This window comes from Nocardia sp. bgisy118, assembly GCF_057708605.1.
Genome location: NZ_JBYISM010000002.1, coordinates 322,897 through 345,376, shown reverse-complemented (window position 1 = coordinate 345,376; position 22,480 = coordinate 322,897). Strand labels below are relative to the sequence as shown.

Annotated in this window: 1 protein-coding gene (cut by a window edge); it reads left to right on the top strand. The window is 69.6% G+C overall.

Going from position 1 to position 22,480, the window contains the following annotated elements; genetic code table 11:
* The first annotated feature begins 148 nt into the window (after nt 1-148).
* Nucleotides 149-22,480, top strand: the 5' portion of a protein-coding gene (locus tag AC3EO7_RS03765) for a non-ribosomal peptide synthase/polyketide synthase (RefSeq protein ID WP_435590447.1). The gene runs 14,949 nt beyond the window's last position; 22,332 of the gene's 37,281 nt are visible here — the first part of the coding sequence; it begins with the start codon at nt 149-151; its stop codon lies beyond the right edge, outside the window.

Here is a 22,480-nt window from a genome sequence, read left to right as displayed (position 1 = left end):
ATCTGGACAGATAGTGCCAGTGAACATTTTTGCCTGATTGATATGAGAACTGAACCCGGGAACGCAGGCGCCACGCTGTAAAAGGTGAGCGTCCTGTCCGGGTGTCGTCGGGGAGCGCTTGCGTGGTGTTCCGGAAGCGAGGTTACGGTTGGACCGGCTGGATTTCGGCGGGAACGGCGAAGCTGGTGGCGAATTCTTCCCGCTGTCGCCCGCTCAGCTGGGCATCTGGTATGCCCAGCACGTCGATCCGCAGGTGCCGATCAATATCGCGCAGTACGTCGACCTGCGCGGTGACCTCGACGTCGCCGCGCTGGAACGTGCCAGCCGCGAGGCCGCGCTGGAGCTCGGCTCGGGCTTCCTGAAGATCGTCGAGCGCGATGGTCAGCCGTTCCAGACCGTCGACTCCGCGCAGGACTCCACCCTGGAGTACATCGACCTGCGCGACGCCGTGGACCCGGAGGCCGCCGCCGTCGAGTGGATGCGCGCCGAGTACAGCCGTCCGCTGAACATCGTCGGTGATCGCCTGATCCGTGCCGCGGCCCTGCGGCTCGAGGATTCCCGCTGGTTCTGGTACTCGCGGGCGCACCACATCGCGCTGGACGGCTTCGGCGCGATGACCTTCCTCACCAGGATCGCGGAGCGCTACACGGCCGCGGTGAACGGCGTCGAGCCGGGCCCGGCGAAGGCCGCCGATCTGAAGTCGCTGCTCGAGTCGGAGTTCGCCTACCGCGACAGCGCCCGCTTCCAGTCGGACAAGGAGCACTGGGCCGAGCGGGTCGCGGGTCTGGAGGAAGGCTCCAGCCTGGCCGGTCGCTCCGCGCCGCCCGCCCCGGTCAACGGGATCTCCAGCGCCGCGCTGTCGGCCGAGCAGGACGCGCTGCTCGCCGAGGCCGTCGCCCGGCACGACAACTCGCCCGCCGGCCTGCTCATCGCCGGTTTCGCGACCTACCTCGCGCAGCTCACCGGCACCGAGGACGTGATCCTCAGCCTCCCGGTGACCGCGCGCACCACCGCGACCATGCGCCGCTCCGGTGGCGTGGTCTCCAACATCGTGCCGTTGCGGTTGCGGGTCGGGCACGACACGACCGTCACCGAGCTGCTGAAGTCGGTGCAGGTCGAGGTGTCCGGCGCGCTGCGCCACCAGCGCTACCGGCACGAGGACATCCGCCGCGACGCGGCGGGCGACGGCATGGTGACCACGGAGTTCTTCGGCCCGTGGGTGAACATCATGCTGTTCGCCAGCGAGATGAACCTCGGCCCGATGGCGGGCCAGCTGAACGTGCTGTCCACCGGCAGCATCGAGGACCTGGGCGTCAACTTCTACCAGTTCGCCGCGGGCACCCGGTCGCACATCGACTTCGAGACCAACCCGAACCTCTACACCGCCGACGAGGCGCGCGCCCATCACGGCCGGTTCCTGGAGTTCTTCGATCGGTTCCTGGCCGCAGGCGCCGAGACGCGGGTCTGGGATCTGCCGGTGACCACCGCCGCGGAGCGCGAGACCACGCTGGTGGAGTGGAACGACGCCGAGCAGGACGTTCCCGACACGACGTTGGCGGCGTTGCTGGATGCGCAGATTCCGCTGACGCCGGACGCCGTCGCCCTCGATTTCGAGGGCCAGACGCTGACCTACGCCGAGTTCGGTGCGCGGGTGAACCGTTTGGCGCGGTTCCTGATCGCCGACGGTGTCGGCCCGGAGTCGCTGGTGGCGCTGGGTATGCGGCGTTCGCTGGAGCTGGTCGTCGGCATGCATGCGGTGCTCAAGGCCGGTGGCGCGTATGTGCCGATCGATCCGGATCATCCGGCCGATCGCACGGCCTACATTCTGGAGTCGGCCGATCCGGTGTGCATTCTGACGGTGTCGCACGACGAGCTGGAGTTGCCGGAGTCGGTGCGGCGGGTGGAGATCGACACCCTCGATGTGTCGGAGTTCTCCGACGCGCCGGTGACCGATGTGGATCGGCTGGCGCCGCTGCGTCCGGCCAACACCGCTTACGTCATCTACACCTCGGGTTCGACGGGTCGGCCCAAGGGTGTGGCGGTCACCCATCACGCGATCGTCAACCAGCAGCTGTGGATGCTCGACGAGTACCGGCTGACCGCGGACGACGTGTATCTGCAGAAGACCGCGACCACGTTCGACGTGTCGCTGTGGGGTTACTTCCTGCCGTTGATGGTCGGCGCGAAGCTGGTCGTCGCCGCGCCCGACGGGCATCGCGATCCGCTGTACGTGGCGCAGATGATCGAGCGGCACGGCGTGACGGTCACCGACTTCGTGCCCTCGATGCTGACGGTGTTCGTCGCGCACGCCACCGCGGAGCAGTGCGCGACGCTGCGCGCGGTGTTCGTGATCGGTGAGGCGCTGCCGCCGGAGACGGCCGCGGGCTTCCGCGCGATCACCTCCGCCGGTCTGCACAACCTGTACGGCCCCACCGAGGCCGCGGTCTCGGTGACCTACTGGGAGGCCACCGCCGCCGACACGGTGACGGTGCCGATCGGCATCCCGGAGTGGAACGTCGAGGTCTACGTGCTGGATTCGCGGCTGCGTCCGGCCGCGATCGGCGCGCCAGGCGAGCTGTACCTGGGCGGACGCCAGCTGGCCCGCGGTTACCGCGGCCGCGCCGACCTGACCTCGGATCGGTTCGTCGCCAACCCGTTCGGCACGAACGGTGAGCGCATGTACCGCACCGGTGACCTGGTGCGGTGGAGTCCCGCGGGGACGTTGGAGTACATCGGTCGTACCGACTTCCAGGTGAAGTTCCGTGGTCAGCGGATCGAGCTGGGTGAGATCGAGACGGTGACGCTGGCTCATCCGGCGGTGAGTCAGTCGGCGGTGTTGGTGGTCGACACCGCGACCGGTCAGCAGTTGGTGGCGTATGTGGTGCCGGGGCCGGGTCTATCGATCGATCCGGTGGAGTTGACGCGTTTCGCGGCCGAGCAGCTGCCGAGCTACATGGTGCCCGCGTCGGTGATGGTGTTGGACGCGTTCCCGCTCAACACTTCCGGCAAGTTGGATCGTAAGGCGTTGCCTGAGCCGGTGTTCGCCGCGGATGCCGGGTATCGGGCGCCGCGGACGCAGGCCGAGCAGATCGTGGCGGGGATCTTCGCCGATGTGCTGAGCAGGCAGCAGATCGGTATCGACGACAACTTCTTCGATCTGGGCGGTAACTCGCTGGTCGCGACGCAGGTGGTGTCGCGGATCGGTGCGGCGTTCGGTACGCAGATCGGTGTGCGGGCGCTGTTCGAGACTCCGACGGTGGCGGGTATCGCCGCGCGCGCGGAGGCCGCGGGTCCGGGTGAGGTTTCGCGTCCGCCGTTGGTGGCTCAGCAGCTGCCCGCGCGGGTGCCGTTGTCGTTGGCGCAGCAGCGGATGTGGTTCATCAACCAGTTCGATCCTGCCGCGCCGACCTACAACCTGCCGTTCGTGGTGCGGTTGCGTGGGCATGTCGACGTGTCGGCGCTGAAGGCCGCGCTCAACGATGTGATGGCGCGCCAGGAGTCGCTGCGCACGGTGTTCCCGGAATCCGGTGACGGCGGGTACCAGCAGGTCGTTCCGGACGACGAGATCAATTTGGCGATCTCGGTGCAGGCGATCGACGAGTCCGAGTTGGCGCGTGTGCTCACCGAGTTCGCCAGCCTGGGCTTCGATGTGGCGCGTGAGTTGCCGATCCGGGTGCGGATTTATCAGGTGACCGGCGGGTCGACCAACGGAACGCCCGATCACGCTGTCGCGTTCGTGGTCCATCACATCGCGGCCGACGGTTTCTCCTTCGGTCCGCTCTCGCGCGATGTGGCCAGCGCGTATCTGGCGCGTGCCGCCGGCGAGGCCCCCGCGTGGGCGCCACTGCCGGTGCAGTACCAGGACTACAGCATCTGGCAGCGCGAACTGCTCGGCTCCGAGTCCGATCCCGGCTCGATGGCCGCCCGCCAGATCGCCTACTGGCGACGCCAGCTCGGCGGGCTGCCCGACCAGCTGGACCTGCCCACCGATCGGCCGCGTCCGCCGGTGCAGAGCTTCCGCGGCAGCACGGTGCGTTTCGACATCGACGCCGAATTGCACACCGCCCTCACGAGTTTGGCCCGCGCGCAGGGCGTCAGCCTCTTCATGGTCGTGCACGCCTCGCTCGCGGTGCTGCTCGGTCGCCTGTCGGGTACCAGCGACATCGCGATCGGCACCCCGATCGCGGGCCGTGGCGAGCAGGCGCTCGACGACCTGATCGGCATGTTCGTCAACACCCTTGTGCTGCGCTCCGACGTGGACAGCGGCAGCCAGTTCACCGACTTCCTCACGCGCACAAGGGAAACCGACCTCGCGGCGTTCGCCTACGCCGACGTGCCTTTCGAGCGACTCGTCGAGGTGCTCAACCCGACCCGTTCGCAGGCCAGGCACCCGCTGTTCCAGGTGATGCTCTCCTTCCAGGAGATGGCGCACGGCGCGCTCGAGCTACCCGGTCTGTCGGTGACCGCCACCGAGCTCGAAGTCGACATCGCCAAGTTCGACCTGCAGTGGACCATCACCGAGGAACGCGGCGGCAACGGCGAGCCCGGCGGCATGACCGCGGCGGTGCAGTTCGCCACCGACATGTTCGACGCCGAGACGGTGACCTCGTTCGCCGAACGCTTCGTGCGCATCCTGCGCAGCGTGGTCGACGATCCCGCGGTCGTGGTCGGCGAGATCGACGTGCTCGCCGAGGACGAGCGGCTCGCCGTCTCGCGCGACTGGGTGTTCTCCGGCGCCGACGGCGGCACGGGCCGCTTCGCCGATCCCGACGTCACCCTGGTCGCGCTGTTCGATCAGGCTGTCGCCGCCTACCCGGATCACGTCGCCGCGCGCTTCGGCGCGGAGTCGCTGACCTACGCCGAGCTCGATCGGCGCGCGAATGTGCTGGCGCGCAGGCTGATCGCCGATGGCGCTGGGCCCGAGTCGCTGGTCGCGGTGATCCTGCCGCGCTCGATCGAGCTGGTCGTCGCGCTGCTCGCGGTGGTGAAGACCGGCGCGGGCTACGTGCCGGTGGACCCGACCTACCCGGCGGACCGGATCGCGTACGTGCTGTCGGATTCGCGTCCGACCAGCGTCGTCATCGATTCCTCCGTCGACGTGGCCGTTCCGGACGAATTGCCCACCGTGGTGCTGGACGAATTCGCCTCCGGCGTCACCGATTTCGCGGACACCCCGATCACCGACGCGGACCGCTCCGCGCCGCTGAACCCGGGCAACGTCGCCTACGTGATCTACACGTCGGGTTCGACGGGTCGTCCGAAGGGTGTGGCGGTCGCGCATCGGAATGTGGTGCGGTTGTTCGCGAATACCGATCGTGATTTCGGTTTCGGTCCCGATGATGTGTGGACGTTGTTCCACTCGTATGCGTTCGACTTCTCGGTGTGGGAGTTGTGGGGTCCGCTGCTGTTCGGCGGGACCGTGGTGGTCGTCGACTACTTCACTTCCCGCTCGCCCGAGCAGTTCCTCGAGCTGCTGCGCGAGGAGCGGGTGACCGTCCTCAACCAGACTCCGTCGGCGTTCTATCAGCTCGCCGAGGCCGACCGCGCCGCGGGACCGGTCGGCCCGCCGCTGTCGCTGCGGTACGTGGTGTTCGGTGGTGAGGCGCTCGAGCTGCGTCGCCTCTCGGATTGGGTTGCCCGCCACGGTGATTCTTCGCCGGTGCTGGTGAACATGTACGGCATCACCGAGACCACGGTGCACGTGTCCTTCCGTGCGCTGGACGCGGAAACCATCGAGGCGGCCTCCGGCAGCATTGTCGGTCGCGCCATCTCCGGGCTCGGCGTCTACGTCCTGGACAACCGGCTCCAGCCGGTCCCGGTCGGCGTCGTCGGCGAAATGTACGTCGCCGGACCGCAGTTGGCGCGCGGCTACCTCGGCCGCCCCGACCTCACCACGACCCGCTTCGTGGCCAACCCGCTCGCCGACGCCGCCACCGCGGGCTCGCGCCTGTACCGCTCCGGCGACCTCGCGCGCTGGAACCGCTTCGGCGAACTCGAATATCTCGGCCGCGCCGACGATCAGGTCAAGGTGCGCGGTTTCCGCATCGAGCTCGGCGAGATCGAAGCCGCCGTCCTCGAACAGCCCGGCATCGCCCAGGCCGCGGTCATCGTGCGCGAGGACCAGCCGGGCGGCCAGCGGATCGTCGCCTACGTCGTCGCCGAACCCGGCGCCGAGCTCGACCTCGACGAGGTCCGCCACGCCGCCTCCGACCGGCTCCCCGCCTACATGGTGCCCTCGGCTTTCATGGCGCTGGACGCGATCCCGCTGACCGTCAACGGCAAGCTGGACCGCCGCGCCCTGCCCGCACCGGTCTTCGAGGTGCGCGAATTCCGCGCTCCGACCACCCCGATCGAGGAGATCGTCGCCCAGGTCTTCGCCGACGTGCTCGACCTGCCCAGGGTCGGCGTCGACGACGACTTCTTCGACCTCGGGGGCAACTCCCTCATCGCCACCCAGGTCGCCTCGCGCGTCGGCATCGCGCTCGACACCCGCGTTCCGGTGCGCATGCTCTTCGAGGCGCCGACCGTCGCCGCGCTCGCCGCCCGCGTGGAATCGCAGGCGGGTGACGGCGCGCGCAAGGCGCTGGTCGCGCGCGAGCGCCCCGACGAGGTGCCGCTGTCGCTGGCGCAGCAGCGCATGTGGTTCCTCAACCGCTTCGACACCTCCTCGGCGGTCAACAACATCCCGGTCGCGATCCGGCTCTCCGGCGAACTCGACGTCGCCGCCCTCCAGGTCGCGGTCATCGACGTCATCGACAGGCACGAGTCGCTGCGCACCGTCTTCCCGGAGACCGACGGCGGCCCGGTGCAGGTGGTTCTCGACGCGGCCCAGATCGTGCCCGACCTCACGCCGTACCGGGTGACCGAGGAGACCCTGCTCGACCACCTCATCGATCTGGCCACCATGGCCTTCGACGTGACCAACGAAGTGCCGCTGCACGCACGGCTTTTCGAGATCAGCGAGACCGAGTACGTACTCGGCATGGTGGTGCACCACATCTCCGCCGACGGCTGGTCGATGGGTCCGCTCTCGCGCGACGTCATCGTCGCGTACGCGGCGCGCACCACCTGGGAGGCGCCGACCTGGGCCGAATTGCCGGTCCAGTACGCCGATTACGCGCTCTGGCAGCGTGAGATCCTCGGCTCGGAGGACGACCCGCGCTCGCTGATCTCCAGCCAGATCAGCTACTGGACTCGCGAGCTCGCCGACCTGCCCGACGAGCTGGTGCTGCCGTCCGATTACCCGCGTCCCGCGGTCGCCTCCTACCAGGGCGGCACCTACGCGTTCGTGATCTCCGGCGAAACCCAGCGCGCCCTGGTCGAATTGGGCCGCCGCTACAACGCCTCGCTGTTCATGGTCATGCACAGCGCCCTCGCCGTGCTGCTGGCGCGGGCCAGCGGCACCTCCGACATCGCCATCGGCACGCCGGTCGCAGGCCGCGGTGAGGCCGCGCTGGACGACCTGATCGGCATGTTCGTCAACACCCTGGTGCTGCGCACCGAGGTGGACGGCGCGGGCACCTTCGCCGAGCTGCTCGACCACGCCAGGGACACCGACCTGCAGGCGTTCGCCCACTCCGACGTGCCGTTCGAGCGGCTCGTCGAGGTGCTCAACCCGGCCCGCTCGCAGGCGCGCCACCCGCTGTTCCAGGTGATGCTTGCCTTCCAGAACACCAAGCAGGCTACCCTGCAGCTGCCCGGCCTTTCGGTGCACGGCGTGGATTACGACGCCCGCCTGGCCAAGTTCGACCTGCAGCTGACCCTCCAGGAGACCCAGGACGAGCAGGGCGAGGCCGCGGGCATGGCGGCCGAGTTCTCCTATGCTCTCGACCTTTTCGACGAGTCGACGGTGGCCGGTTTCGCGCGCCGCCTCGATCGCGTCCTCGCGGCCGTCATCGCCGATCCGAACGTGCCGATCGGCGACATCGATCTGCTCGCGCCCGAAGAGCACGCGCAGGTCCTGGTCGACTGGAACGACACCGCCCACGCGGTGCCCGCGGAGACGCTGATCTCGCTGTTCGACACGCAGGCGGCGGCGAGCCCGGACGCCATGGCGCTGGCCTACGAGGACGAACAGCTCACCTACCGCGAGCTCCACGAGCGCGCCAACCGCATCGCCAGGGAGCTGATCGCCTCCGGCGTCGGCCCGGAATCGCTGGTGGCGCTTGCCATGCGGCGTTCGACGGAGCTGGTCGTCGCGATGTATGCGGTGCTCCAGACGGGCGCCGCCTACGTGCCGCTCGATCCCGATCAGCCCGCCGACCGCATCGGCCACATCCTCGACACCGCGCGGCCCAGTCTGCTGCTGACCACCCGCCGCGACGGGTTCGTCACCGACGACGCGGTCACCGCGCTGTACGTCGAGGACCTGCCGAGCTCCGCGCAGACCAGCGGCGCGCCGATCGCCGACGCCGAACGGTCGCGCCCGCTGCGGCCGGGGAACACCGCCTACGTCATCTTCACCTCCGGTTCGACCGGTCGGCCGAAGGGTGTGGCGGTCAGCCATGCCGCGATCGTGAACCGCCTGCTGTGGATGCAGCACGAGTACCCGATCGGCGCCGACGACGCCGTGTTGCAGAAGACGCCCGCCACGTTCGACGTGTCGGTGTGGGAGTTCTTCTGGCCCTTGCAGACCGGCGCCCGGCTGGTCGTCGCGAAGCCGGACGGCCACCGCGATCCGGTGTACCTCGCGCAGATCATCGCCGAACAAGGCATCACCACGGCGCATTTCGTGCCGTCGATGCTGTCGGTGTTCGTCTCGACGCTGGGCAACGCGACACCGGGCGAGGAGAACGGCGACACCGCCGCCCTGCCCGACTCGCGCCTGCGCCAGGTGTTCGCCTCGGGCGAGGCATTGCCCGCGCCGACCGCGCAGCGGTTGCGTGAGCTGACCGGTGCGCGTCTGCACAACCTCTACGGCCCGACCGAGGCCGCGGTCGACGTCACCTACCACGAGGTCGTCGACACCGACGAGGTATCGGTGCCGATCGGCCGTCCGGTGTGGAACACCAGGGTGTTCGTGCTGGACGCGCGCCTGCACCCGGTCGCGCCGGGTGTCGCGGGCGAGCTGTACCTGGCGGGCGATCAGCTGGCGCTGGGCTACCTGGGTCGCAGCGATCTGACCTCGGATCGTTTCGTCGCCAACCCCTACGGTGTGGCCGGTTCGCGGATGTACCGGACCGGTGACTTGGTCACCTGGACCAAGCACGGTGAGCTGGAGTACTTGGGCCGCACCGACTTCCAGGTGAAGTTGCGTGGTCTGCGCATCGAGCTGGGCGAGATCGAGGCGGCGCTGCTCGCGCAGCCCGGTGTCGCACAGTCGGTGGTCGTGGTGCGCTCGGACGCGCACGCGGGCGATCAGCTGGTGGGTTACGTTGTCGCCGAAGCGGATTCCCTAGTCGATCCGACGATGGTGAAGGCGGGCCTCGCCGCGTCCCTGCCCGGGTACATGGTGCCCGCGGCGCTGGTCGTGCTGGACGCCTTCCCGGTCAACGCCTCCGGCAAGCTGGACCGCAAGGCGCTGCCCTCGCCGGTCTTCGAGGCCAAGAGCTTCCGCGCGCCGTCCACGCCGATCGAGGAGATCGTCGCGGACATCTTCGCCGATCTGCTCGGCGTCACCCGTGTCGGCGTCGACGACGACTTCTTCGAGCTCGGCGGCAACTCGCTGGTCGCCACTCAGGTCGCGGCGCGGCTGAGCAAGGCGCTGGACGCCGAGGTCGGCGTGCGCACGCTCTTCGAGGCGCCCACCGTCGGCGCGCTGGCCGCCCGCGTCGAATCGCACGCGGGTACCGGTGTGCGCCAGGCGCTGAGCGCCCGCACCCGGCCGGAGTATCCGCCGCTGTCGCTCGCTCAGCAGCGCATGTGGTTCCTCAACCGCTTCGACCTCGGCACCGAGCCGGGCGCGGCGGCGGGCACCTACAACATCCCGGCCGCCGTCCGGCTGCGGGGTCTGCTGGATCTGAGCGCGCTGCGCGGTGCGCTCAGCGACGTGATCGCGCGGCACGAGTCGCTGCGCACCGTGTACCCGTCGCAGGAAGGCGTCCCGTACCAGCGGGTGCTGCCGTCCATTCACGCCATTCCGGAACTGGACGTCGTCGAGGTCGACGAGACCGAAACGTACGGCGCGCTCTACGAATTCGTGAACCGCGGCTTCGATGTCACCGCCGAACCGCCGGTGCGACTGCGCATCTACGAAGTGGGCGAGCGCGACTACGTGCTCGCGGTGGTGGTGCACCACATCGCCGCCGACGGCTTCTCCATGCGGCCGCTGGTGCGCGACCTGATGACCGCCTACGTGGCGCGTACTTCGAACTCCGAGCCCGGCTGGCCGCCGCTGGCCGTCCAGTACATCGATTTCGCGCTCTGGCAGCGCGAAACCCTCGGCGACGAGGACGATCCCACCTCGCTCATCTCCGAGCAGCTCGACTACTGGCGCGAGGCGCTGGCCGATCTGCCCGACGAGCTGCGCCTGCCCGGCAAGCCGCGCCCGACCGTGGCCTCCTACCAGGCGGGCACACACCGCTTCCGGGTGCCGGGCGAGCTGATCGACGAGCTGAACCGCGTCGCGCACGCGAACGGCACCACGCTGTTCATGGTGGTGCACAGCGCCTTCGCGACGCTGCTGTCGCGCCTGTCCGGCGCCGACGACATCGCCATCGGCATCCCGGTGGCGGGCCGTGGCGAGCAGGCGCTCGACGACCTCGTCGGCATGTTCGTCAACACCCTGGTGCTGCGCACCCAGATCGACACCGCCGCGTCGTTCACCGATCTGCTCGCCCAGGTCCGGGAACGCGACCTGCAAGCCTTCGCGCACGCGGACGTGCCGTTCGAGCGGCTGGTCGAGGTGCTCAACCCGGCCCGCTCGCAGGCGCGGCACCCGCTGTTCCAGGTGATGCTCTCGTTCCAGAACATGGGCCGCACGTCGCTGGAGCTGCCCGGTCTGACGGTGTCCGAACTCGGCATCGATCAGCCGACGGCCAAGTTCGACATGCAGCTCACGCTGAGCGAGGTGCCGGACGGCGCGTCCGAGATGGACGCCGAACTCGTCTACGCCACCGACCTTTTCGACGCCGCCTTCGCGGGCGCTTTCGGCGCCAGGTTCCTGCGCGTGCTGCGCGGGATCGCCGCGGCGCCGTCGACCGTGATCGGTGACATCGAGCTGCTCGACGCCGCCGAGCGCGCGCTGGTGCTGAAGCAGTGGAACGACACCGAATTCGCGGTGGACGCGGCCCTCGCCTCGCCCGTCGGCGACGACGACGCCGCGACGCTGGTCGCGCTGTTCGAGGCGCAGGTCGCGCGCACCCCGGACGCGATCGCGCTCACCTTCGAGGGGACGAGTCTGTCCTACGCCGAGTTCGCGAGCCGGGTGCACCGCCTGGCGCGCTGGCTCAAGCAGAACGGCGTCGGCCCGGAATCGTATGTGGCCCTCGGCATGCGCCGCTCGCTGGACCTGCTGGTCGGCATGTACGCGGTCTCCGCCGCTGGTGGCGCGTACGTGCCGCTCGACCCGGACAACCCGGCCGAACGCATCGAGCACATCCTCGACACCGCGGGCCCAGTCTGCGTGCTGACCTCCGGCGCGGATCTCGACGTAGCGCTGGCACGCCAGGTGCGCATCGACGAGCTCGACCTGTCCGGGTACTCCGACGAGCCGCTCACCGACGCGGACCGGCACCGGCCGCTGCGCACCGGTAACACCGCGTACGTGATCTTCACGTCGGGTTCCACCGGCCGCCCGAAGGGCGTGGCGGTCTCGCACGCCGCGATCATCAACCGCCTGGTGTGGGGCCACGCGCAGTACGGCCTCGCCGCCGACGACGTGGTCTTGCAGAAGACCCCCGCGACGTTCGACGTGTCGGTGTGGGAGTTCTTCTGGCCCTTGCAGGTCGGCGCCCGCCTGGTGATCGCCAAGCCGGACGGCCACCGCGACCCGGCCTACCTGGCTCAGCTCATCATCGACGAGCAGATCACCACGGCGCACTTCGTGCCGTCGATGATGTCGCTGTTCGTCGTGGAGCCGCGCGCGGCCGAATGCACCGGCCTGCGCAACGTTTTCGCCTCCGGTGAAGGCCTGCCCGCGGTCACCGCGCAGCGCCTGCGCGAGCTGACCGGCGCGCGCCTGCACAACCTGTACGGCCCCACCGAAGCGGGCGTCGAGGTGACCTTCCACGAGGTCACCGACGCCGACACTGTCACCGTGCCGATCGGCGCGCCGGTGTTCAACACCCAGGTGTACGTGCTGGATTCGCGTCTGCGGCCGGTGCCCGTCGGCGTTCCGGGCGAGTTGTACCTGGCGGGCGCGCAGCTGGCCTACGGCTACGTCACCCGTCCGGATCTGACCACCGAACGCTTCATCGCCGACCCGTTCGGCCACGGCGTGCGCATGTACCGCACCGGCGACCTGGTGGCCTGGACGCCCGCCGGTGAGCTGGAGTACCTGGGCCGCACCGACTTCCAGGTGAAGCTGCGTGGTCTGCGCATCGAGCTCGGCGAGATCGAGGGTGCGCTGACCGGGCTGGACGAGGTCTCGCAGTCGGTGGTCGTGGTGCGCACCGACGAGCGCACCGGCGATCAGCTGGTGGCCTACCTCATCGCGCGGCCGGGCACGGCCATCGATATCGAGCGGGTCAAGTCCGCGCTCGCCACGCAGCTGCCCGCCTACATGGTGCCCGCGGCCTTCGTGGTGCTCGACGCGTTCCCGCTGAACACCTCGGGCAAGCTGGACCGCAAGGCGCTGCCGGAGCCGACGTTCGAGGCGAAGGTCTTCCAGGCGCCGGTCACCCCGGTGCAGCAGATCGTGGCCAGCGCGTTCGCCGACGTGCTCGGCATCGAGCGGGTCGGCCTGGACGACGACTTCTTCGCTCTCGGCGGCAACTCGCTGGTCGCCACCCAGGTGGCGGCCAGGCTCGGCGAGGCGCTGGACACCCAGATCCCGCTGCGCACCCTGTTCGAGGCCTCCACGGTCGCCGCGCTGGCCGCCAAGGTGGAGTCGGCCACGGGCTCGGGCGGCAAGGCGCCGCTGGTCGCGCAGCCGCGACCCGAGCTGGTGCCGCTCTCGCTTGCGCAGCAGCGGATGTGGTTCCTCAACCGCTTCGACAACCGCACCGCGGTGAACAACATCCCGGTCGCCATCCGGTTGACCGGCACGCTCGACGCGGTCGCGTTGCAGGCCGCGATCCGCGACGTGATCGCGCGCCACGAGGCGCTGCGCACCGTCTACCCGGAGGTGGAGGGCGAGGGCTACCAGCGCGTCCTGTCCGCCGACGAGGTGCGCTTCGATCTGACGACGGAGTGGGTGCCGAGCACCGAACTGCCTTCGCGCATCGTCGAACTGGCGAGCGTGCACTTCGACGTGACCAGCGAGATCCCGTTCCGGGCCGACCTGCTGACGGTCGACGAACGCAGTCACGTCGTGGTGCTCGTCATGCACCACATCAGTGCCGACGGCTTCTCGCTGCGTCCGCTGCTGCGCGACGTGGTGGTGGCCTACACCGAGCGCGCCGGCGGGGAAGCCCCCGGCTGGGCGCCGCTCGACGTGCAGTACGCCGACTACGCGCTGTGGCAGCGTGCGGTGCTCGGCTCCGAGGACGATGCGGAGTCGGTGGCGGCCAAGCAGATCGGCTACTGGTCCGAGCAGTTGCGGGATCTGCCGGATCAGATCGAGTTGCCCGCGGATCGGCCGCGTCCGGAGGTCGCGTCGAACGTTGGTGGGCTGCACGCGTTCTCGGTGGACTCGCAGCTGCATCGCGCGCTCGAGGAGGTGGCGCGCGCGCACGGCGTGACGGTGTTCATGGTCGTGCACGCGGCGTTGGCGACGTGGGCGGCGCGGTTGTCCAACAGCACCGATATCGCGATCGGCACGCCGATCGCGGGTCGTGGCGAGCGTGCGCTCGACGATCTGGTGGGCATGTTCGTCAACACGCTGGTGTTGCGCAACGAGGTCGATCTGGGCGGTAAGTTCAGCGATCTGCTCGAGCAGGTCCGGCGCACGGACCTGGCGGCGTTCGCGAACGCGGATGTGCCGTTCGAGCGTTTGGTGGATGTACTGAGTCCGGCGCGTTCGCAGGCGCATCATCCGCTGTTCCAGGTGGGATTGACCTTCGAGGCGGCCTCGGCCGCCGACATGGGCACTGTCGCGTTGCCCGGGTTGGATCTGGATGTCGTCGAGTTCGACGCGGGGACGTCGAAGTTCGATGTGCAGCTGACCGTGGGCGAGGCCCGTGACGGTGGGCTTGCGTTGTCGTGGAACTACGCGAGCGAGCTGTTCGACCCGGAGACGGTGTCCTCGTTCGCCGATCGGTTGGTGCGGATTCTGCGCGCGGTGGCCGAGGATCCGGCGGCGGTCGTCGGCGATATCGATCTGCTGGGTGAGGCCGAGCGGCTGGATGTCTCGCAGCGCTGGGTGTCGGCGGGCGCGGACGCCGGTGTGGGCCGGTTCGCCGAGGTCGGGGTGACGCTGGTCGAGCTGTTCGATGAGATGGTCACCGCGCATCCGCATCGGATCGCGGCGCGTTTCGGTGCGGACTCGCTGAGTTACGCGGAGCTGGATCGGCGCGCGAATGTGCTGGCGCGCAGGTTGATCGCCGATGGCGCTGGGCCGGAGTCGCTGGTCGCGGTGATCCTGCCACGCTCGTTGGATCTGGTGGTGGCGCTGCTGGCGGTGGTGAAGACCGGCGCGGGTTATGTGCCGGTGGATCCGACCTATCCGGCGGACCGGATCGCGTATGTGCTGTCGGATTCGCGTCCGACCAGCGTGGTCCTGGACTCCACGGTCGAGGTCGAGATCCCGGCGGGCCTGCCCTCGGTGGTGCTCGACGGGTTCGCGGTGGAGACCGGCAATGTGGTCGACGCCGACGACGCGCCCATCACCGACGCCGATCGCCGCGCCGCGCTGACCCCGGACCATGTCGCCTACGTGATCTACACGTCGGGTTCGACGGGTCGTCCGAAGGGTGTGGCGGTCGCGCATCGGAATGTGGTGCGGTTGTTCGCGAATACCGATCGTGATTTCGGTTTCGGTCCCGATGATGTGTGGACGTTGTTCCACTCGTATGCGTTCGACTTCTCGGTGTGGGAGTTGTGGGGTCCGCTGCTGTTCGGCGGGACGGTCGTGGTGGTGGACTACTTCACCTCGCGTTCCCCGGAGCAGTTCCTGGAACTGCTGCGCGACGAGCGCGTGACGGTGCTGAACCAGACCCCGTCGGCGTTCTACCAACTGGCCGAAGCCGACCGCAATGCTGCCGCGGACGCCGCGCCGCTGTCGCTGCGGTACGTCGTATTCGGTGGTGAGGCACTCGAGCTGCGTCGCCTCTCGGATTGGGTTGCCCGCCACGGCGCTCCGTTGGATGGCCGCTCCGCAAGCTCCGCGGCTGGCGCTCCGGTGCTGGTGAACATGTACGGCATCACCGAGACCACGGTGCACGTGTCCTTCCGTGCCCTGGACGCGGCGACGATCGAGGCGGCCTCCGGCAGCATCGTGGGTCGCGCGATCGCGGGCCTGAACGTATACGTGCTCGACAACCGGCTGCGCCCCGTGCCGGTCGGTGTCGCGGGCGAAATGTATGTCGCGGGACCGCAGTTGGCGCGTGGCTACCTCGGCCGTCCCGACCTGACGGCCGCGCGTTTCGTGGCCAACCCGCTGGCGACCCCGGATGGTTCGGGCTCGCGCCTGTACCGCTCCGGCGACCTGGCGCGCTGGAACCGCTTCGGTGAGCTGGAGTACCTGGGCCGCGCCGACGATCAGGTCAAGGTGCGTGGTTTCCGTATCGAGCTCGGCGAGATCGAAGCCGCGGTGCTCGCTCAGCCGGGCATCGCCCAGGCCGCGGTCATCGTGCGCGAGGACCAGCCGGGCGATCAGCGGATCGTGGCCTACGTCGTCGCCGAACCCGAGGTGGTTCCCGACCTGGACGTGGTGCGTTCCGGTGCGGCCGAGCGGCTGCCCTCCTACATGGTGCCCTCGGCGTTGGTGCGCCTGGAATGGATCCCGCTGACCGTCAACGGCAAGCTGGACCGTCGCGCGCTGCCCGCGCCTGCCGCCCAGGCCAGGGCGTTCCGCGCCCCGGTGACGCCGGTGCAGGAGACGGTGGCCGCGGTGTTCGCCGAGGTGCTCGACCTGCCCCGCGTCGGCGTCGACGACGACTTCTTCGACCTCGGCGGAAACTCGCTGATCGCCACCAGGGTGGTGTCCAGGATCGGCGCGGCGCTCGGTACCTCGGTGCCGGTGCGCACGCTGTTCGAGGCGTCCACCGTGGAAGCCCTTGCCGCGCGGGTGGAATCGCACACCGGCGGCGACGGCCGCTCCCCGCTGGTGGCGCGCAAGCGTGCCGCGAGCGAACTGGTGCCGCTGTCCTACGCGCAGCAGCGCATGTGGTTCCTGAACAAGTACGACACCTCCTCGGCCGCCTACAACCTGCCGATCGCGATCCGGATGTCCGGCGCGCTCGACATCGAGGCGCTGCGGCTCGCGGTGGCCGACGTGGTGCGCAGGCACGAATCGCTGCGCACCCGCTACCCCGAGCACGGCGGCACGCCGGTGCAGGTCATCGTTCCCGCCGAGGAGATCGCGCTCGATCTGCATCCGGTCGCGGTGCCGCCCGCCGAGCTGATCGCCGCGGTGACCGAGTTCGTCACCGCGGGATTCGATGTGGCCGAACAGGTTCCGCTGCGCACCAGGCTGTACGCCGCGGGACCGGACGAGCACGTGCTCGTCGTGGTCGTGCACCACATCGCCGCCGACGGCTTCTCCATGGGTCCGCTGACCCGCGACGTCATGCTGGCCTACACGGCGCGCACCCAGGACAGCGCGCCCGGCTGGTCGCCGCTCGCGGTGCAGTACGCCGACTTCGCGGTCTGGCAGCGCGAGGTCCTCGGTGCCGAAGACGACGCCGACTCGCTGCTCGCGCGTCAGGTGGCCTACTGGCGGCGCGCACTGGACGGCGTGCCGGACGAACTGGCGCTGCCGACCGACCACCCGCGCCCCGCGATCGCCTCGCACCGCGGCGCGACGCTGCACCACCAGCTGCCCGGCGAGCTGATCGCCGCGCTCGACGAGATCGCCCGCGGCAGCGGCGCTTCGCTGTTCATGGTCATGCACAGCGCGCTGGCCGTGCTGCTGGCGCGACTGTCCGGCGGCGACGACATCGCGGTCGGCACGCCGATAGCTGGCCGTGGCGAGCAGGCGCTCGACGACCTAGTCGGCATGTTCGTCAACACCCTGGTGCTGCGCACCGGCATCGACAACGGCGAGTCCTTCACCGACCTGCTGGACCGGGTGCGGGCGACCGATCTGGACGCCTTCGGCAATGCCGATGTGCCGTTCGAGCGCCTGGTGGAACTGCTCGCGCCGGAGCGGTCGCAGGCGCGCAACCCGCTGTTCCAGGTGATGCTCGCATTCCAGAACCTGGATCGCACTGCGCTGGAACTGCCGGGCCTCTCGGTGTCCGCACTGGACCTCGAGGAGAACGTCGCTCGTTTCGACCTGCAGTTCACGCTGTCGGAAACCGGTTCCACCGGCATGACGCTGGCGCTCACCTACGCCACCGAGTTGTTCGACGCCGAGTCGGTGGCGCTGCTCGCGCAGCGTTTCGAGCGGCTGCTCGCGGCCGTTGTCGCGACGCCCGATCGCGCTGTCGGTGATATCGCGCTGCTGGACGAGGTCGAGGTCGAGCGGGCACTGCGCGGCTGGAATGACACCGCGCGGGGGATCGGTTCGGCGGCAACGCTGGTCGAGCTGTTCGCGGCGCAATCGCAGGCTACGCCTGATTCGGTGGCGATTGTCGATTCGGCCGACGGTAGTTCGCTGACCTATGCGGAGTTCGGTGCTCGCGTGCATCGGTTGGCGCGCAGGCTGATCGAGGCCGGTGTCGGTCCAGAAAGCCTTGTCGCGCTTGGTTTGCGGCGTTCGGTCGACTTCGTTATCGCCGCGTACGCGGTGCATGAGGCCGGTGGTGGTTATGTGCCGCTGGATCTGGATCAGCCTGCCGAGCGGGTAAACTATGTCCTCGAGTCGGCGGCACCGGTCTGTGTGCTGACGACCGCGCGCGATGGCTTCGATGGTGTGGAGCTGCCAACGCTGTCGATCGACGAGCTGGATTTGTCCGGCTACTCCGCCGAGCCGGTCTCGGCTGCTGAGCGGATCGCGCCGTTGCGTCCGTCGAACCCGGCGTATGTCATCTTCACCTCTGGTTCCACCGGTCGCCCTAAGGGGGTGGCGGTGCCGCATTCGGCGGTGGTGAATCAGATTCGCTGGATCACCGGTGAATATGGCATCGATGCCGAAGATGTGGTGCTGTTCAAGACCCCCGCGACATTCGATGTGTCGGTGTGGGAGTTGTTCGGTCCGCTGTCCACCGGTGGCCGCATGGTGGTCGCCAGCCCGGATGGCCATCGTGATCCGCAGTATCTGGCGGATGTGATCGCGGCGGAGCGGGTCACCATGACCTCGTTCGTGCCGTCCATGCTGACCGTGTTCGCGGGTTACGTCGATACCGCGGGTCTCAGCGCCGAACTGGGTTCGTTGCGCCTGCTGTTCATCGCCGGTGAGGCGTTCACCTCGGATGCGGTTCGAGCGATCCGCAAGGTGTCCGAGGCGGAGCTGTATAACCTGTACGGCCCCACTGAATTCACTGTGCACGCCACCCACGGCCCGGTCGCGTCCGCGGTCGTGGGCGCGGTGCCGATCGGTCTGCCGGTGTGGAATGCCCAGGCGTACGTACTTGATTCGCGCCTGCATCCGGTCGCACCGGGTGTTGCGGGTGAGCTCTATCTTGCGGGCGCTCAGCTGGCGCGTGGTTACTTCGGTCGTACGGATTTGACCGCGGACCGCTTTGTGGCCAACCCATTCGGTACAGGGGAGCGCATGTACCGCACGGGTGACCTGGTGGCCCGGGATGCCGATGGTGCGATCGTCTACATCGGCCGCACCGACTTCCAGGTGAAGTTGCGCGGCCTGCGTATCGAGCTCGGTGAGATCGAAACCGCCCTGACCGCATTCGATTCGGTTTTCCAGGCGGTCGTGCTGGTCCGCTCGGACGCGCGCACCGGCGATCAGCTCGTCGGCTATGTGGTGCCCGCCAACGGCACCGCCGTCGATCTCGGCGATCTGCGCACCCGTTTGGCCGCGCACCTTCCGTCGTACATGGTGCCGTCGGCCATCGTGGAGCTCGACGCCATGCCGCTCAACCCGAACGGCAAGCTGGACCGTAAGGCGCTGCCGGAGCCGGTGTTCGCGACCGAGGTCGTGTTCCGCGCCGCCCGCACGCCGGTCGAGCAGATCATCGCCGAGGTGTTCGCCGAGGTGCTCGGCGTGCAGCGGATCGGCGTCGACGACTCCTTCTTCGCGCTCGGCGGCGACAGCATCGTCTCGATTCAGCTCGTCTCGCGCGCCAGGGCGCGCGGCGTGGTGTTCACGCCGCGGCACGTGTTCGAGCAGAAGACCGTCGCGGGCCTGGCCGCGGTGGCCGAGACCGCCGACGCGGCGGCCCCCGCCGTCGCCGCGCTGGCCGAATTGCCCGGCGGCGGTGTCGGTTCCATGCCGCTCACCCCGGTGGTGCGATTCATGGCCGAGCGTGACGGCTCCTTCGGCCGGTTCAACCAGACCCTGGCGCTGGAGCTGCCGCTCGGCATCGACCGCGCCGGCATCGCGACGACCGTCGGCGCGGTGATCGACCGGCACGACATGTTGCGTTCGCGGCTCTACCGCGACGGCGACGACTGGGTGGTGCGTACCGCCGAGCCCGGCGCCGTCGATGTGGACGCGTTGATCGAGCGGGTCGAGTTCCCGGCTGCGGCCACCGACGACGAGCTGCTCGACATCGCCTCCGCCGCACTGGATTCCGCGCTGGACCGGCTTGACCCCGCGGCCGGTGTGGTGGTGCGGTTCGTGTGGCTGGACCCCGCCGGCGGCGGCCGGATGGGCCGTCTGATCGTGGTCGCCCACCACTTGGTGGTGGACGGCGTCTCCTGGCGCATCCTGGTGCCCGACTTCGTCGCGGCATGGGGCCAGCTGACCGCCGGGCAGCAGCCCGCGCTGGTGGCTCCGGCGACCTCGATGCGGGCCTGGGCGAACGCGCTGGAGCGCGAGGCCGAGAGCCCGGCCCGGGTGGCCGAACTCGACTACTGGCGCGCGGTGACCGACACGCCCGATCCGCTGCTGACCGAGCGTCCGATGGACCCCGCGGTGGACGTCTCCGGCGCGATCGAGAAGGTTCAGGTCGAAATCTCCGCCGAGGTCACCAGGGCGCTGCTCACCACGGTGCCCGCGCTGTTCCACGGCGGCGTGAACGACGGCCTGCTCACCGCGCTCGCGCTGGCGACCGCGAAGTGGCGGTCGATCCGGGCAGGCGCGCGCACCGACGACGCGCTGCTGATCCGCCTGGAAGGCCACGGCCGCGAGGAAGACGTCGTCCCCGGCGCCGATCTCTCCCGGACGATCGGCTGGTTCACCGCCATCTTCCCGGTGCGGCTCGACCTCACCGGCGTAGACGTGGACGGCGCCCTCGCAGGCGGCCCCGAGCTGTCCAAGGCCGTGAAGGCGGTCAAGGAGCAGCTGCTCGCGGTGCCGGACAAGGGCATCGGCTACGGCCTGCTGCGCTACCTCAACCCGCGCACCGCCGCCGAGCTGCCCGCGCAGCTGCCGGGCCAGGTGAGCTTCAACTACCTGGGCCGCGTCTCCGACACCGATGTGCCCGAGGCGCTGCGCGGCTTCGGCTGGACCCCGGCGCCGGAACTCGGCGCGCTCGGCGGCGCCTATGACGCCGACATGCCGGCCATGGCCCCGCTCGACGTCAACGCGATCGTGGTGGGCGACAAGCTGACCGCGAACATCGGCTTCCCCGCCACCCTGCTCGCCGCCGCCGAGGTGCGCGAGTTCGCCGAGCTGTGGACCTCCGCGCTGGAAGCGGTCGCCAGGCACGCGAATTCGACCGGAGCGGGCGGGCACACGCCGTCCGACTTCGCCCTGGTGCGCGCGAGCCAGCGCGACATCGAGGTCTGGGAGCGGCGCTTCCCCGCGCTGGCCGACGTGTGGCCGCTGTCCGCGCTGCAGGCGGGTCTGCTCTTCCACGCTCGCCTCGCCGCGAGCTCGGTGGACGTCTACACCGCGCAGGCGGTGCTCACCCTCACCGGCCGGGTCGACGCGGCCCGGCTGCGGGCCGCCGCGCAGGCGCTGGTGGACCGCTACGAGAACCTGCGCACCGCGTTCGTCAGCGACAACGACGGCAACCCCGTCCAGGTGGTGCTCGACAGCGTGCGGGTCGCGTGGGCCGAGCACGATCGGACGGCGACCGGTTCGGCCGCCGACCTGATCGAGGCCGACCGCATGCGCCGGTTCGACCTGGACGCGCCGCCGCTGATCCGCTTCACGCTGATCCAGGTGGAGGACCACCGCTGGCAGTTCGTGGTGTCCAACCACCACATCCTGCTCGACGGCTGGTCGATGCCGCTGCTCATGCGCGACCTGATCGTGCTCTACGCGGTGCACGCCGACACCACCGCGCTGCCTGCCGTGCGCTCCTACCGCCACTTCCTGGATTGGACCGCGCGCCAGGATCATTCGGCCTCGCTGGCCGCGTGGTCGACGGCGCTGCGCGGGGTGAGCGAGCCGACGCTGCTCGCGCGCCCCGACGCGGGTCGCGAGATCACCGCGCTCTCCGGCGAGTACCTGTTCGACCTCGACGAGGCGGCGACCGCGCGGCTCACCGCGCTGGCGAGCTCGCTCGGCGTCACCCCGAACACGGTGCTCCAGGTGGCCTGGGGCATCCTGGTCGGCCGCGTGACCGGCGCCGAGGACGTGCTGTTCGGCACCACCGTCTCCGGCCGTCCGGCGCAGCTGTCCGGCGTGGAATCCATGGTGGGTCTGTTCATCAACACCGTGCCGGTGCGGGTGCGCTTCGATCCCGCGGAGTCCGCTCGCGACCTGCTGGTCCGCACCCAGGGCGAGCAGGCCGACCTGCTCGACCACCACTACATCGGGCTGGCCGACATCCAGTCCGCCGCGGGCGTCGGCGCGCTGTTCGACACCCTCGTGGTGTTCGAGTCGTACCCGGTGGACGCCGAGGGCATCCGTGCCCAGGCCGCCGACATCGACGGCATGGCGGTGGCCGACCTGGAGGCCGCCGACGCCACGCACTACCCGCTGACGCTGATCGCCCAGCTGGATTCGCGTCTGCGCATCCGCGCCGGCTACCTACGCGACCTGTTCGACGAGCCGACCGTGCGCCGCATCGCCCACCGCCTGGTCCGGGTGCTCGCCGCCGTCACCGCCGATCCCGGTGTGGCCGTGGGCGACATCGAGCTGCTCGACACCGCGGAGCGTGAGCTCGTGGTGTCCGGCTGGAACGAGACCGCGCACGAGGTCGACGCGGCGGCGACGCTGGTGTCGAAGTTCGAGGCGCAGCTGGCGAAGACGCCCGCGGCGACCGCGCTGACCTTCGAGGGGACAACTCTGTCCTACGACGAGTTCGCGGGACGGGTGTATCGCCTG